We start from the raw sequence: 14,581 nt of genomic DNA, 5'->3' as shown, positions 1-14,581 counted from the left end.
TGACATGACCGCTGAGATCATCGATGGAAAAGTCATCGCCGCGGAGCTTCGCGCCCGCGTCGCCGAGGAGGTCGCCCGCGTCAGGCGAGAGCACAATCTGGTGCCGGGGCTGGCGGTCGTGCTGGTCGGCAGCGACCCCGCCAGCGAGGTTTATGTCCGCTCCAAGCACACCCAGACCCAGGCCGCCGGCATGGCCTCGTTCGAGCATAAGCTGCCGGCCGATGTGTCGCAGGCAGATCTCCTGGCGCTGGTCGCAAAGCTCAACCGCGATCCGGCCGTGCACGGCATTCTGGTGCAGCTGCCGCTGCCGAAAGCGCTGAACACCGAAGCCGTCGTCAACGCCATCGACCCCGCCAAGGACGTCGACGGGCTGCATCCGAACAATGCCGGTCGGCTCGCCGGCGGCTTCGAGGCGCTGTCGCCCTGCACGCCCCTTGGCTGCATCATCCTGACCAAGAGCGTGCACGCTTCGCTGGAAGGCATGAACGCCATCGTCATCGGCCGCTCCAATCTGGTCGGCCGCCCCTTGGTGCAATTGTTGCTGAACGAGAACGCCACGGTGACGATCGCGCATTCGCGCTCGCGCGACCTGCCCGGGCTCGTGAAGCGGGCCGATCTCGTCTACGCCGCGGTCGGCAGGCCCGAGATGGTGCGCGGTGATTGGCTGAAGCCGGGCGCAACCGTGATCGACGTCGGCATCAACCGGATACCCAAGGAAGACGGCAAGACGCGCCTCGTCGGCGACGTCGCCTATCAGGAAGCGCTTGGGGTTGCCGGCGCGGTCACGCCGGTGCCGGGCGGCGTCGGCCAGATGACCGTTGCGTGCCTCTTGGTCAACACGCTGCGAGCGGCCTGCGCGATCGCCGAACTACCGAAGCCGGCGGTGTAGCTGAACTCTCGTGCCCCGGACGCAGCGCAGCGCTTCTTCAGCGGTGCGCTGCTGAGCGGGGGCCCAGAAGCTCAGCCCTTGTTCTTTTTCTTTTCCTCGCGATCCATGCCTTCGAGGATCAGCTTGTGCGCGTCCTCCGGGCCGCCCCAGCGCAGGATCTTCACCCATTTGCCCTTCTCGAGATCCTTGTAGTGCTCGAAGAAGTGCTGGATCTGCTGCAGCGTGATGTCGGGCAGGTCGGAGTACGTTTTCACCTTGTCGTAGCGCTGCGTCAGCTTCGATGACGGCACCGCCAGAATCTTCTCGTCGCCGCCGGCTTCGTCCTCCATGAACAACACGCCGACCGGGCGCACGCTCATGACGGCGCCGGGAATGATGGCGCGGGTGTTGATGATCAGAACGTCGCAGGGGTCGCCGTCATCCGACAAAGTATGCGGGATGAAACCGTAGTTACCGGGGTAACGCATCGGCGTGTAGAGGAAACGGTCGACCACAAGCGTGCCGGCTTCCTTGTCCATCTCGTACTTGATCGGTTCGCCGCCCACGGGGACTTCGATGAGGACGTTGACTTCGTGTGGTACGTTTTTCCCGATCGAGATCGCATCGATACGCATTGAAGGCTCCGTTGTTGCCGAGGATAAATCGCGCCCGGCAGCGATTTTGGCGCTGTCATACGCGGGGTTGGCCCGCTGATCCATCGCGTTTTTGTGAAATAATGAATCCGGAGATCACCGGCTCAAAGGCAACGGTATCGACGGACGGAAAACGCTGCCGGATAGGCTTTCAGCAGCTCAATTGGTCCAGGCGAAGGCAACCTTGTCGAGCGACTTCGGCCCGAACCGCTCCGAGGAGCGTGCCACCATACGGCCCCCCAAGGCCCGGTAGAACTCCGTCGCTGGGTCGTTGTCCGAGAGCGCCCACACCACCATGCTCTTCAGCCCGCTCTGCATCAGGTCGCGGCGGGCAGAGGTGAACAGGCGGCGGCCGAAACCAAGGCCCTGGAATTCGGGGCGCAGGTAAAGCTCGTAGATCTCGCCGTCGAAATGCAGGCTGCGGGCGCGGTTGCGGCCGTAATTGGCGTACCCTGCGATCTTGTCGCTGAACACGAGCACGCTGACACGGCTGCCCTTGCGGATCGCGCTGTCCCACCATTGCGGGCCGCGGCGGTTGATCAGCTTTTCCAGCTCGGCGCCGGGGATGATGCCCTGATAGGCCGAGCGCCATGCTTCGTCATGAGTTGACGCCACCGCAGTTGCATCTGCAGCTTTGGCCGGTCGGACCTCGATCAGGGTTGTGCTCATGGACGCAATCAAACCAAGTCGCCGCGCCGGCGGCAAGACCTATCGTTAATTATCGGTTAACGTGTGGATTTTGTGCATCAGTTCCTAACCATGTTGTATCGAAAAAAGACAAGACGCCGACTCGAATGGCACCGGCATGCCACGCGTCGGTGCAAAACTCCCTCTGCGGCAACGAATGAACGGCGATGGCAACGCAGAAAGTCTGCCGATATTGATTCGTTCCTACTAGTCTGATTGTCGCTGTTCTCGCCTCCGGCCATTCATGCGGCTCCTCGACATCATCCTCGCGCTCCTGTCTCTGCTGGCTTTGTCGACTGCGTCTCTGTGCGCTCAGGTCACGTTTGGCCCTTCGGGCGAGGAGGGCGAACTGCTTCGCCGCCAAGAATGGCTTGTGCCGTCGCCCGATACCGGCATTGCTGCGCGTGCCTTGCTGTTTCGCCCCACCGGCGCAGGTCCGTTCCGGCTTGCGGTCGTCGCACACGCCTCGACGCAGAATGGCTTGCGTCGAGCGCAAATGCCGCAGCCGGAGTACCGTCCGCTCGCCGCCTTTCTCGTCGCGCGCGGTTTTGCCGTGCTGGTGCCGGAGCGGCTCGGCCATGGTGCGACCGGCGGCCGCTATGTCGAGGACCAGGGCGGCTGTGATGAGGCGGACTATGCGCGCTCGGGCCGTGCAACGGCCGAGGAAATTTGGCTCGCGCTGGAGTTCTTGCGCAGGCAGGATTTCATTCGCAAAGATGCCGCGATCGTGCTCGGCCATTCCGCCGGCGGCTGGGGTGCGCTCGCGCTCGCCAATGCCGATCCAAAAGCAATCGCCGCGATCACGGTGTTTGCGCCCGGGCGGGGCGGCCATGCCAATGATGAGCCGAACCGGATCTGCGCGAAGCACACGCTTCTTGCGGCCGCAGCGGAATTCGGCAGGGGCGCGCGGATTCCCGTCACGTGGCTCGTCGCGACCGATGACAGCTACTTCGCGCCGGCGTTTTCGAAAGCGCTGGCCGATGCGTTTCGCGGCAGTGGCGGCCAGGTCGACTTCCACATTTTGCCGGCCGTCGGCAGCGAAGGGCATTGGATGATCGAGCGCGAGGCCGGCGTCGACGCCGCGAGCCGGGAGCTCGCGCGTGCGCTGAACCAGGGCAAGCCGACAGCGACCAAGAAGCCATGACGCTGTATGTCCTGGTCAAGTATTTCCATGTGCTCGGTGCCATCGTGATCCTCGGCACCGGAACCGGCATCGCCTTCTTCATGCTGATGGCGCATCGCACCAGCGACGTGGCGTTCATCGCGCGCACGGCTTCGGTGGTGGTGGTCGCGGATGCAATCTTCACGTTGTCGGCCGTAATCCTTCAGCCGCTGACGGGCGGGTTGCTGATGCTGCTCTCGGCGACGCCGATCACGGAACGCTGGCTGCTCGCCTCGCTCGCGCTCTATGCCATCGCAGGCCTGTTCTGGATTCCCGTTGTCTTCATGCAGATCGAGATGCGCGATCTCGCCCACGAGGCGGCCGGGCAGCGCAGTGCGCTTCCGGAGCGTTATTTCGTTCTGTTCCGCCGCTGGTTCGCTTTCGGCTTCCCCGGCTTCGGTGCGACGATGCTGATCCTGTGGCTGATGATCGCAAGACCGTTTTGAGAGACGCGATGAGTGAGCGAACCATTCTGGTGCTTGGTGCCTCCGGCCTGATCGGCCGCTTCGTCGCCGACGATCTTCGCGCACGGGGCTTTCGCGTTGTCGGCGTGGCGCGTAGCCTATTGCCGGCGCAGAGGATGAGCGCGCTGGATATCGAGCTGGCGATCCTCTCGCTCGATGCAGCCTCGCTAACGCGACTGCTCCGCGAGCACGCCGTGGACGTCATCGTAAACTGTATCGGCGTGCTCCAGGACGGTTCGGGCAGCGATACCAACGCCGTGCATCGCGATTTCGTCGTTCGGCTGCTTGCGGCGATCGACGGCAGCGGCCGCGCGGTTCGGCTAGTGCACATCTCGATTCCCGGAGCCGCGCAGACCGATCGCACCAGCTTCGCGACGACCAAGCGCGAAGCCGAGCGCCTGATCGCGGCCTCCGGCATTCCCCATGCCATCCTGCGGCCCGGCTTCGTCGTTGCACCGTCAGCCTATGGCGGCGGCGCCTTGCTGCGCTCGCTCGCGGCTTTCCCGCTCGATCTTCCCGACAAGGAGATGGCAACGTCGTTCCAGCCCGTCGCGATGGAGGATATTTCGGCCACCATCGCCTGGCTCGCCGCGCGTGACGTCGACGATGCTTCACTCAAAGCCGTCACGTGGGACTTGATGCAAGTCGAATCGATCACCCTGGCGGGCGTCATCAAACAGTTCCGTCTGACGTTTGGCACCGCCGGCTGGCCGCGTGTCGCGACACCGTCTTTCATGCTCGATCTCGGCGCCAGGATCGGCGATCTCGCCAATCATCTCGGCTGGACCCCGCCGATGCGTTCCACTGCCATCGCCGAGCTGCGCCGCGGCGTGCGAGGTGATCCCTCGGCATGGATCGCCGCCACAGGCATCGCGCCGAAGACGCTGGTCGAGACGATCGGTCGTCATCCCGCGACCGTCCAGGACAAATGGTTCGCGCGGCTGTTCCCGGTCAAGGCACTGATCTTCGCCAGCCTCGTCATGTTCTGGTTCCTCTCCGGTTTCATTGCGCTGTTCGTGTCCTACCGCGCCGCCGCCGGCATTTTGACGGCGCACAATTTTCCGCCGGCGCTGGTCGATCCCATCACCATCGGCACCAGCCTGATGGACATGGGCATCGGCGTGCTGATCGCTTTCCGCCGCACCGCGGCGATCGGCCTCGTCGCGGGCATTATGGCTTCGCTCGGTTATATGGTCGGCGCGGCGATTCTGACGCCCGACCTCTGGATCGAGCCGCTCGGTGCGCTGGTGAAAACGGGTCCGGCAATCGTGCTGATGCTGGTCGCGCTCCTGATGCTGGATAACCGCTAATGAGCAAATGGCCTGACGACGACGTGATCCTGTTCGACGGTGTCTGCATCTTCTGCTCACGCTGGGTCCGGTTCGTGGCCAGGCGCGATACGGCGAAGCGGTTTCGGTTTACGCCGATTCAGTCGGACTATGGCGCGAAGCTCGCGCGCACGTTTGGCATCGATCCTGAGGATCCTGACACTAACGCGGTCGTCCACGGCGGCGAAGTGTTCATGAAGTCGGACGCCGCGTTGACCGTACTGTCGCAGCTTCCCGGCTGGAGATGGGTGCGCGTGCTATTCGCGGTGCCGAAGCCGTTGCGGAATGCCGTGTACAGCCTCGTCGCGCGCAATCGCTATCGTATCTTCGGTAAGTACGATGCGTGCTTCGTGCCCGATGCTGACTTACGGGCGCGGGTGATCGATTAGCTCGCAATGACGGCGTTTGTTGCTACGGCCTGAGCAAAGCCGCCAGCACTTCCCTCGCAGCCCGCTCCCCGCTGTCCCGCGCTCCATGCGCCGTTGTGAAGAAGTTCGGGGAGGTCGCTTCCCCGGCGAAGAACAGCCGGCCATCCACCGGCGCGGCCAGCACGGCGCGATCTCCCGCATGGCCCGGCAGCGCGTGCGAATAGGCACCGCGCGCGAAGGGGTCGTGGCCCCAGCGCGACTCTGCGAGCGGCTTCAGCTTGCGGCGGATGTCGTTACCCAGATAGTCCGCGATTTCATCGATACTTTGCGCGGCGAAGGCACCCTCGCCTGCGTCCTCCAGGTCGCGCGCAAAGGTGCCTCCGAAAAAACCGTCGATGCAGGGCTGGCCGAACGGGCGGATATGGTAGGTGCCCATTGCGGTGCGCATGGTCGCGCCGCGCAGATTGCCTTCCTTCGGAAAGGCTTCTGCGTCCTCCAGCGCCAGCACCACCTTGTCGTTGACGCCGAGCGGCAAGCCAGCCGCAGCATCGGCCTTGGTCGGCAACGGCGGCGAGAAGCGGATGGCTTCGTCTGCGATCAGGTTGGTCGGCACCGTGACGATCACCTTGTCGGCAGTGAGCGTGCCCGACGACGTCTCGATCCGAATTCGCCTGCCGGAATGGTCGACCAGCGAGACGTTGCAGTTCAGTGCCACCGGGCAGGAGGCGCCATAGGCCGCGATCAGCGCGCCATACCCGGCCCGGACGCGCCAATTGAAATAGGTGTCCTCGTAGGCGTCCATGTCGAGGATCGAGACCCGATCGAGTTCACAGCCATTCACATAGGTCGAGACGGCATCGATCATCGGGTTCCAGCGATTGCCCGGTTCGAGATATCGCTCGGCCGGCGCATCCTCGCCCGCTTCCGCCGCCTCGCTGACGCGGTCGTAGAACGCGTCGATCTCGCGCGCGAACTCGTCGCGCTCTCGTTCCGGAAACACCTCGCCGAAGGCACGATCGCGCCAGGGCGGCAGGTCGGTATTGACCACGAAATTCAAACGCTTGGCGATGGCGACGAAGGAATTCTTGTCGGCGGAGTGAAGCCAGCCGCAGCCGACATCGAAGATGACTTCGGGCGAGGCCTGCACGGTCCACGCGCGGCCACCGAGCCTGTTACGCGCCTCCAGCACGATCACGGAGAGGCCCGAGCCTTGCAACGCATGCGCGGCGCCGAGGCCGGCGGCACCGGCACCGATGATCGCGACATCGACGGAGGAGGGCAGGGAACTCATGGGTGGGCTCTAGCACGTCTGTCGAGCGCGCTGAAGCCGGCCAGGTATGCAGCTCTCGTGTCCGGACGCGACGCAGCGCGCAGCGGTGCGGCGCAGAGCCGGGACCCAAGGTGATAGCTTAGGTGATGAGAATGTCCGGGGCCCCGGCTCAGCAGCGCATCACTGCGTGCTGCGCTGCGTCCGGGGCAAGAGAGAGCGGCGGCCTTAGGCCACCGCTTCCTTGGACTTTTCGGCGCGCTTGCGCTCGTTCGGGTCGAGGTGCTTCTTGCGCAGGCGGATCGACTTCGGCGTGACCTCGACGAGTTCGTCGTCCTCGATATAGGCGAGCGCCTTTTCCAGCGTCATGCGGATCGGCGGGGTCAGGCGCACCGCCTCGTCCTTCGACGTCGTGCGGATGTTGGTGAGCTGTTTGCCCTTGAGCACGTTGATCTCGAGATCGTTGTCGCGGGTGTGCTCGCCGACGATCATGCCCTTGTAGACCTTCCAGCCCGGCTCGATCATCATCGGACCGCGGTCTTCCAGCTTGAACATGGCGTACGCCACCGCTTCGCCCTGGTCGTTGGAGATCAGCACGCCGTTGCGGCGGCCCTGGATCTCGCCCTTGTACGGCGCGTAGCCGTGGAACAGGCGGTTCATGATCGCGGTGCCGCGGGTGTCGGTGAGCAGTTCGCCCTGGTAGCCGATCAGGCCGCGGGTCGGCGCGTAGAACACCAGGCGGAGGCGGTTGCCGCCGGACGGCTTCATCTCGACCAGCTCGGACTTGCGCTCGCTCATCTTCTGCACGACGACGCCGGAATGCTCCTCGTCGACGTCGATCACGACTTCCTCGATCGGCTCCATGGTTGCGCCGGTGGCTTCGTCCTTCTGGAACACGACGCGCGGACGCGACACCGAGAGCTCGAAGCCTTCGCGGCGCATGGTCTCGATCAGGATCGCGAGCTGCAATTCGCCGCGGCCCGAGACTTCCATCGCGTCCTTGTCGGAGGCTTCGACGACGCGCAGCGCGACGTTGCCTTCGGCTTCGCGCAACAGACGGTCGCGGATCATGCGGCTCGTCACCTTGTCGCCTTCGGTGCCGGCGAGCGGGGAGTTGTTGACGATGAACGACATCGACACGGTCGGCGGATCGATCGGCTGCGCCGGCAGCGGCACTTCGACGGTCGGGTCGCAGAAGGTGTCGGCGACGGTGCCTTTGGTCAGGCCCGCGATGGCGACGATGTCGCCGGCTTCGGCCTCATCGAGCGGCGTGCGCTCGAGACCGCGGAAGGCCAGGATCTTGGTGATGCGCCCGGACTCGACCAGCTTGCCCTCGGCATTGAGCACCTTGACCTGCTGGTTCGGCTTCAGCACGCCGGAGGAGATGCGGCCGGTGATGATGCGGCCGAGATAGGGGTTGGCCTCCAGGATGGTGCCGATCATCCTGAACGGACCTTCCTCGACCGTCGGCGGCGCGACGTGGCGCAGGATCAGGTCGAACAGCGGCTCCATGCCCTTGTCCTTCGGGCCCTCCGGGCTGTCAGCCATCCAGCCCTGCTTGGCCGACCCGTAGAGGATCGGGAAGTCGAGCTGCTCCTCGCTGGCATCGAGCGCGGCGAACAGGTCGAACACCTCGTTGATGACTTCGGTCGGGCGTGCGTCGGGGCGGTCGACCTTGTTGATGACGACGATCGGCTTGAGGCCGACCTTGAGAGCCTTGGAGACCACGAACTTGGTCTGCGGCAGCGGACCTTCCGCGGCGTCCACCAGCACCAGGGCGCCGTCGACCATGTTCAGGATGCGCTCGACCTCACCGCCGAAATCGGCGTGGCCTGGCGTGTCCACGATGTTGATGCGGGTGTCCTTCCACTGCACCGAGGCCGCCTTGGCCAGAATGGTGATGCCGCGCTCGCGCTCCAGATCGTTGGAGTCCATGGCGCGGTCGGTCACCTTCTGGTTCTCGCGGAACGTGCCCGACTGCTGGAGGAGTTTGTCGACCAGGGTCGTCTTGCCGTGGTCGACGTGAGCGATGATGGCGACGTTACGGAGGTTCATGAGTGAGCTTCTTTGCGTTCGTACAATGGGTTAAGCGCGATCTCGCCGGTCGGACCGGGACCTCTTCTCGAAACAACGCTGGAAGACTGGAAACGGGGCGCTTTCCGCCCAAAAAGGAAGCCCGGCCATATCGACCGGGCAGCCTACGCGTTGCGCCGCAATATATGCAAAAACGGCCAAAAAACAATGTGTTCTTTGCCCGTTGGTTGATCGAATTTTGTCCGGGAATCTCCGGGGCTTAGCTGCCGTTCCGGGCCGGCCGGGCCTTCCGCCCCTTGATCGCCGCCCAGATCATGGCGACCCCGCCGATCCCCACCACCAATCCCAGAAGGACCAGCGGCGCGATGTCGGAGGCGATCTGGCCACCCTCGACCACCGACATTCCACCGAACAGGAGCGCGCAGAGACCGGGCAGCAGCATGAAAATCCCGGAGATGGCCATCAGCGCAGTGAGGCAGCCGCTGCGTGTCTCGCCGGGTGTCGGGACGGGCGGCAGAACCGGCGGTGGCGTATCGCTCATTGTGATGCCTCCTCGCTTTGTCTTGCCTCGCGGTAAGTCTGCCCTTCGAGCCCGGCGCGGATGCCGTCGATCTTTCCATTTCGGTAGAACAGATTGTAGGTGTCGAACGGAATGATCGCGCCCTGCTCCGTTACGAAATGGATGCAGCTGCGCTTGACGTTGCCGACGCAGAAATTGAAGCGGTCGAGAAACTGCACGATGGTGACGCGGAAGACGTTCTCGTAAGACAAGCCCTGCGGCACCTCGAAGCTGGGCAGGCAGCACAACAATTCGCAGACGCGTTCGCTCGTGTTCAGCGGTCCCGACGACAGCGAGAATAGATCGACAAACTTTTCCCGCAGCACCGGATATTTTTCCGGGCTGATGGTGTTGGGCATCACGGCGACAAGCTGCTCCTGCGGAATCAGCGAGGTCAGCGGCAGCACCTTCTCGCCGTTGCGCAGGCCGTAGCCGATCGAGATGCTTTCGGGATTGCAGGGCAGCGGGATCATGTCCTTGTCGCCGAACACGCCGGTCTCGATCACGCGCTTGCGGATCTCCGACAGCATGATGCGGTCGGTAGTCTTGTCGAAATTCTCGTTGCGGCCGGCGTCCTGCACCGGCTGCAGCGTGACGCCGCGCACGCATGTCCAGGTCAGCGCGTGGCGGACGATGTCGCCGATCTCGGAATCGTTGACGCCGCGCTTGATGGTCGCGACCAGCGTGGTCGAGACGCCAAAATGCTCGAGATTCTCCAGCGCCTGCTGGCGGATTTTTCGCAAATCCGCGCCGCGCAGGTCGATCAGCGCGTCGCGCTGCAGCGAATCGAACTGGAGATAGACCTCCAGCCCGCGCTTGTTCTCGGCGAGCCGCGCCACGAAATCCCTCTCGCGTGCGATGCGCAGTCCGTTGGTGTTGATCATGACGTGGCGGATCGGGCGGGCGCGCACCGCGTCCAGGATCGCGAAGAAATCCGGATGCAGCGTCGGCTCGCCGCCGGAGATCTGCACGAGATCCGGCTCGCCTTCGCTCGCGACCAGCGCGTCGAGCATTTTCTCCACCGTCGCGAGCGGGGTGAATTTCGTTCGTGCCGGCGAGGATTCCGCAAAGCAGACCGGGCAAGTCAGATTGCAGTGCTCGGTGATCTCGATCAGCGCCAGGCAGGAATGTTGCTCGTGGTCGGAACAGAGGCCGCAATCATAGGGACAACCGAATTCCGTGCGTCGCTGGAATTGCAGCGGCCGGTCGCCGGGCTTGATGAAATCCTTGCACAGGCGCCAATAGGCTGCATCCGTCGACACCAGCGTCGACTGGACGCCATGCTCCCGGCAGCGCTTTTCGTACCAGACCTCGTTGTCCAGGATCTGGATCTTGGTCGGCACCAGCTTGAGGCAGGTCTCGCAAAGAGATTGGGTCTGCCCCCAGAAAATATAGGGACGCGACTTACGCAACGGCGCGTTCATGCAAGTGACTCGCTTTGTATGGGTCTCGCTTTGGGCGCCGTCGCCAGCATGAAGCCGGCGTAGAGCAAAATGGACAGCGACAGCAGGTGAAACAGGGTGAAAGGGCCGATCAGCGTACCGTAGGGCTTCAGGAATTCCCACAGGAAGCGTTGCGCTCCATAATAGACAAGAACCAGGTAGAAACCATTGATGATCACAAAGGCGTTTCGGTTCACGACCGCCAGCACATAGATGAGCGCGAATATTGCCATGGCCGCGCCTTCGTAGAGCTGCACCGGATGGCGCAGAATGCCGTCGCCGAAATCATGGGCCCAGGGCAGCGCGGTCGGCGTGCCATAGGTGAAATCGTCGAGGCCGGCGAAGTAGCAGCCGAGCCGGCCGATCGCGATGCCGAGCGCGAGCGGCAGCGCGAAACGCGCGCCGGTCCGTGCGGCAATCCCTGCGGACCATTTGTAGAGCTCGATCGCGACGATGCCGCCGGCGATCGCGCCCTCGACCGAGCGGGCAATGCCGCTCTCGCCCGACAGCCACAGATTGGCGGAGCCGAACAGATAGGCCCCGAGGCCCGCGCCGAACACCAGCGCCGCGATATATGGCAGCTCGAAGGATTGCGCCGGAAACTGCAGGCGCTGTCGCGACAACCAGTAGACGGCCGCCGCCGCCGCCAGCCAGGCCAGCACGTCGAAGATGGTGTGAAGAAAGACCCCGCTCATGGGGGGATATTAGCCCAGGTTCCAGCCGCGCGGGATAGTGCGCCCGCTCCTTCTTCACGCTGGAGAAGCAAGGCGGAGCGCTAGCCGGCCTCCTGCTGCTCGGTCGGGTAGACGCCGCGCAGCACCTCCTCGAAATGCATTTTCACCGCGTCGTTGCACAGGCAGGCGCGAAGCTTCAGGCCGTCGCGGTTGCGAACCAGGATCGATCCGCGCCTCGTGTCGAGAATCCGCTCCGCCTTGAACGATTGAAGCACGCGGCTGGCATAGCTGCGGCCAACGCCGAGCAGCGTCGCAAGCTGTTCGTGGGTCAGCGGCACGCTGTCCTCGTCGCCGGTCCGCTCCATCGCCGCCAGGATCCATTTGGCGGTCCGCTGTTCGATCGAATGGATCGCGTTGCAGGCGGTCGACTGGAAGATCTGCGCCAGCATGCAATCGGCGTAGCGGGCAAAGATGTTGCGCAGCGACGCCGAGCGCAGCTTGGCCGCTTCCAGCTTGGCGACATGGACACGCGCAAACGGGCCGCTGAATTTCACGCAGATCCGGGTATAGGCCGGCAGGAAACCCTCGCTGACGATGCCGCCCACCGCGCCTTCGCGGCCCACCAGAATGGTCTCGACGTCTCGGCCATCCTCGTTGGGGACGAGAAAGGTCGCGAGCGCCGGTCCGCAGGGGAAGTGGACGACCTGGACGTCGTCACCGGGGCTGTAGAGCAGCTGGTTGGCTGCGGAGTTTTCGATGGTCACGTGCGGCGCGAGCAGGGCGTAGTCCGCCTGGCTCAGACGCCGCAACAAATTGTTGGCCGGACGGCTCTCGACCTCGGTCATCTTGCTGATACGCACATCCATCGTGAATCCCCATCCCGCTCCCATCTTACCGGGTTCCGTACCTTCCCTGTGTGCACAAGTGGACAGACTGGAGAACAGCGATGTGGTGGGTTTCGTTCCGGGAACCCTCCGATGCGCTGCAAGCAGGCATCGTGTCGCGGCAGTCCTGATCCGACCCCCCACACATAAGATGCGATCATGACCCCCGCGCTTTCCAATGGCACAAGCTGGCCGGCCTATGTTCTGATCGTCGAAGACGACCCGATCATCGCCATCGATTTCGAGGACCGTCTGCTCGGATTTGGGGTGACGGGCGTGCGGAGCGTCGGCTCGGTGACCCAGGCGCTGGACGCCATCGCCAAGCGTGCGCCCGACTTCGCGCTGCTCGATGTCGAGTTGATCCGCGAGACGAGCTTTGCCGTCGCCGAGCGGCTGTTAGCGCTGAAGATCCCGTTCGTCTTCGTCACCGGCTATGGCGCAGAGGAGCGAATTCCGCCTGAATTCTCCGGCCAGCCGCGGTTGCAGAAGCCGTGCTCGAGCGACGCGCTGGAAGCGGCGCTCAAGGCGCGCCCCCTCGATTAGCGATCAGGCCTGCTTCGGGTCGAGCGTGGTCGACCACAGGGCGACGTCGGCGCGGTCGCGCAAGGTCACGGTCATCTGGCCTGAGGCGCCGTCGATCTTGACGTGACCGAAGAACTGCATGCCGGCGGACGGCGGCAGGTTCTGGCTCTCCTTGCCCGGCGCCTTGACGAAGCGCACCTCAGGGCCAAACGTGTTGTCTAGCGCGTTCGGACCAAAGGTGCCGGCATGCAGCGGGCCCGACACGAATTCCCAGAACGGCTCGAACTCCTGGAATTGTGCCTTGTTCGGATCGTAATAATGCGCGGCAGCGTAGTGCACGTCTGCGGTCAGCCACACCGTGTTGCTGATCGGCGCCATCTTGATGAAGCGTAGAATGTCGGCGATCTCGAGCTCGCGACCGCGCGCCGGGCCGTCGCCCTGCGCGGTCGCTTCCGAGCCGCCCTTCGGCGTGTCCGACACGATGAGGCTGAGCGGCATGTCGGAGGCGATCACCTTCCAGGTCGCGCGGGAATTGAGCAGGCCGCGCTTGAGCCAGGCGATCTGGTCGGGGCCGAGGAAGTAGCTGGCCGGGCCATATTCCGTTTCCAGATTTGGGCCGTTCGGACCGCGATAGCTGCGTTCGTCGAGCACGAAAACGTCGAGATGCGGGCCGTAGGAGATCTGGCGATAGACCCGGCCCGGCTCAACGATGCTCTCGCGCATCGGATACATCTCGTGGAAGGCGCGGCCCGCGCGGGCGGCGAGCAGCGAGATGTCGCGCTCCTTGTAGGCGGCCGGCAACTCCTTCGACAGCGACCAATTGTTGGTCACCTCGTGGTCGTCCCATTGCACGAAGATCGGGACCTCGGCATTGAAGGCGCGGAGGTTTTCGTCGGTGAAATTGTATTTGTGCGCGGCGCGGTACTCGTCGAGCGTCTCCGCGACCTTGGCCTTCTCGGGGATGGTGACGTTCTTCCAGATCTTGCCGTCGGCGAGCTTCACCTCGGATACAATCGGTCCGTCGGCATAGATGGTGTCGCCTGAGTGCAGGAAGAAGTCCGGACGGTGCTTGCGCATCGCCGAGAAGGTGAACATGCCGCCGTCATCGGGGTTGATGCCCCAGCCTTGTCCTGCAACGTCGCCGCCCCAGACGAAGCTGACGTCGCGGCGGTCGGCGGGCGCGGTCTGGAAGCGGCCGGTCACCGGCTCGCCCTCGATCGCGCCATGCGAGAGATCGCGGAAGCGGATTCGGTAAAAGATGTCCTGGCTAGCGGGCAGGTTCTCGATCAGCATCTTTGCGGTGAAATCGCTCTCGGGCAGCGCCGCGATCGGCGGCAGCGCCCGGGCATCCCTGAACGACTCGGTCGTCGCCACCTCGACCAGCATCTGCGCGGGCCGGTCGGCGCGCGCCCACACCACGCCGCTGTCGACCGTGACGTCGCCCGATTGCACCCCATGGGTGACCGCGGGCCGATCGGCCGCGCGCGAGAGATAGGGCATCGCGACGGTGCCGAGCACACCGGCGCCGGTGGCGAGGAAACGGCGGCGGGAGAATTTGATGTTCATGAAGGATGGCTCCGAACCCTGCGAATGTGGCTCGATGGAATCGGGGCTCGGACGTTGCGCGCCCCGAAATGACAGTGAACCTATATTGAGACAATGTGACGCA

15 protein-coding genes are annotated in these 14,581 nt (G+C 64.1%); 6 read left to right on the top strand and 9 right to left on the bottom strand.

Features of this window, described 5'->3' with window-relative positions:
* The first annotated feature begins 4 nt into the window (after positions 1-4).
* Entirely contained in the window at positions 5-889 is an 885-nt protein-coding gene (gene folD / locus C7G42_RS00725) for a bifunctional methylenetetrahydrofolate dehydrogenase/methenyltetrahydrofolate cyclohydrolase FolD (protein ID WP_106947210.1), read from the top strand.
* 71 nt (positions 890-960) lie between these two features.
* Here folD and ppa read toward each other — a convergent pair whose 3' ends face one another.
* Together ppa and C7G42_RS00715 are read right to left on the bottom strand one after the other, a co-directional pair.
* The gene (gene ppa / locus C7G42_RS00720) at positions 961-1,503 is read right to left on the bottom strand and encodes an inorganic diphosphatase (RefSeq protein WP_106947209.1); all 543 of its coding nucleotides are present in this window, start codon (positions 1,501-1,503) and stop codon (positions 961-963) included.
* A 177-nt stretch (positions 1,504-1,680) separates the two neighbouring features.
* Entirely contained in the window at positions 1,681-2,190 is a 510-nt protein-coding gene (locus tag C7G42_RS00715) for a GNAT family N-acetyltransferase (protein ID WP_106947208.1), read from the bottom strand.
* 262 nt (positions 2,191-2,452) lie between these two features.
* On the opposite strand from C7G42_RS00715, the gene C7G42_RS00710 reads away from it, so the two are divergent.
* From C7G42_RS00710 to C7G42_RS00695, 4 genes are read left to right on the top strand one after another with little or no spacing between them, the layout of a single operon-like run.
* Complete coding sequence (locus C7G42_RS00710; RefSeq protein WP_106947207.1) at positions 2,453-3,352, top strand: dienelactone hydrolase family protein; 900 nt, start codon at positions 2,453-2,455, stop codon at positions 3,350-3,352.
* Complete coding sequence (locus tag C7G42_RS00705; RefSeq protein ID WP_106947206.1) at positions 3,349-3,816, top strand: DUF2269 family protein; 468 nt, start codon at positions 3,349-3,351, stop codon at positions 3,814-3,816. The genes C7G42_RS00710 and C7G42_RS00705 overlap by 4 nt, the downstream gene beginning before the upstream one ends.
* Before the next feature lie 8 nt (positions 3,817-3,824).
* Positions 3,825-5,144, top strand: a complete 1,320-nt coding sequence (locus tag C7G42_RS00700) for an SDR family oxidoreductase (RefSeq protein ID WP_106947205.1) — start codon at positions 3,825-3,827, stop codon at positions 5,142-5,144.
* On the top strand, positions 5,144-5,551 hold the full coding sequence (locus tag C7G42_RS00695) for a thiol-disulfide oxidoreductase DCC family protein (RefSeq protein WP_106947204.1): 408 nt from the start codon (positions 5,144-5,146) through the stop codon (positions 5,549-5,551). The genes C7G42_RS00700 and C7G42_RS00695 overlap by 1 nt, the downstream gene beginning before the upstream one ends.
* A 22-nt stretch (positions 5,552-5,573) precedes the next feature.
* Here C7G42_RS00695 and C7G42_RS00690 read toward each other — a convergent pair whose 3' ends face one another.
* From C7G42_RS00690 to C7G42_RS00665, 6 genes are all read right to left on the bottom strand, one after another.
* Positions 5,574-6,821, bottom strand: a complete 1,248-nt coding sequence (locus C7G42_RS00690; protein WP_106947203.1) for a flavin monoamine oxidase family protein — start codon at positions 6,819-6,821, stop codon at positions 5,574-5,576.
* Between the two features lie 204 nt (positions 6,822-7,025).
* Positions 7,026-8,852: a translational GTPase TypA gene (gene typA / locus C7G42_RS00685; protein ID WP_106947202.1), complete on the bottom strand. Its 1,827-nt coding sequence runs from the start codon at positions 8,850-8,852 to the stop codon at positions 7,026-7,028.
* A gap of 238 nt (positions 8,853-9,090) precedes the next feature.
* On the bottom strand, positions 9,091-9,372 hold the full coding sequence (locus C7G42_RS00680) for a hypothetical protein (protein ID WP_106947201.1): 282 nt from the start codon (positions 9,370-9,372) through the stop codon (positions 9,091-9,093).
* Positions 9,369-10,814, bottom strand: a complete 1,446-nt coding sequence (locus C7G42_RS00675; RefSeq protein WP_106947200.1) for a radical SAM protein — start codon at positions 10,812-10,814, stop codon at positions 9,369-9,371. The genes C7G42_RS00680 and C7G42_RS00675 overlap by 4 nt, the downstream gene beginning before the upstream one ends.
* The gene (locus C7G42_RS00670; RefSeq protein ID WP_106947199.1) at positions 10,811-11,527 is read right to left on the bottom strand and encodes a prolipoprotein diacylglyceryl transferase family protein; all 717 of its coding nucleotides are present in this window, start codon (positions 11,525-11,527) and stop codon (positions 10,811-10,813) included. Before C7G42_RS00670 ends, C7G42_RS00675 begins: the two co-directional genes overlap by 4 nt.
* A gap of 80 nt (positions 11,528-11,607) precedes the next feature.
* Positions 11,608-12,372: a Crp/Fnr family transcriptional regulator gene (locus tag C7G42_RS00665; RefSeq protein ID WP_106947198.1), complete on the bottom strand. Its 765-nt coding sequence runs from the start codon at positions 12,370-12,372 to the stop codon at positions 11,608-11,610.
* A 177-nt stretch (positions 12,373-12,549) separates the two neighbouring features.
* Between C7G42_RS00665 and C7G42_RS00660 the strand changes: the two genes are divergently transcribed.
* On the top strand, positions 12,550-12,933 hold the full coding sequence (locus C7G42_RS00660; RefSeq protein ID WP_106947197.1) for a response regulator: 384 nt from the start codon (positions 12,550-12,552) through the stop codon (positions 12,931-12,933).
* A 3-nt stretch (positions 12,934-12,936) separates the two neighbouring features.
* Here C7G42_RS00660 and C7G42_RS00655 read toward each other — a convergent pair whose 3' ends face one another.
* A complete protein-coding gene (locus C7G42_RS00655; protein WP_106947196.1) occupies positions 12,937-14,478 on the bottom strand; it encodes an alkaline phosphatase D family protein in 1,542 nt (513 codons plus the stop codon).
* Positions 14,479-14,581 lie beyond the last annotated feature (103 nt).

It is taken from the genome of Bradyrhizobium sp. MOS003, assembly GCF_003020125.1.
Taxonomy (GTDB): Bacteria; Pseudomonadota; Alphaproteobacteria; order Rhizobiales; family Xanthobacteraceae; genus Bradyrhizobium.
The sequence above is the reverse complement of the archived record's forward strand: the minus strand, read 5'-3'. Positions and strand labels throughout refer to the sequence as shown.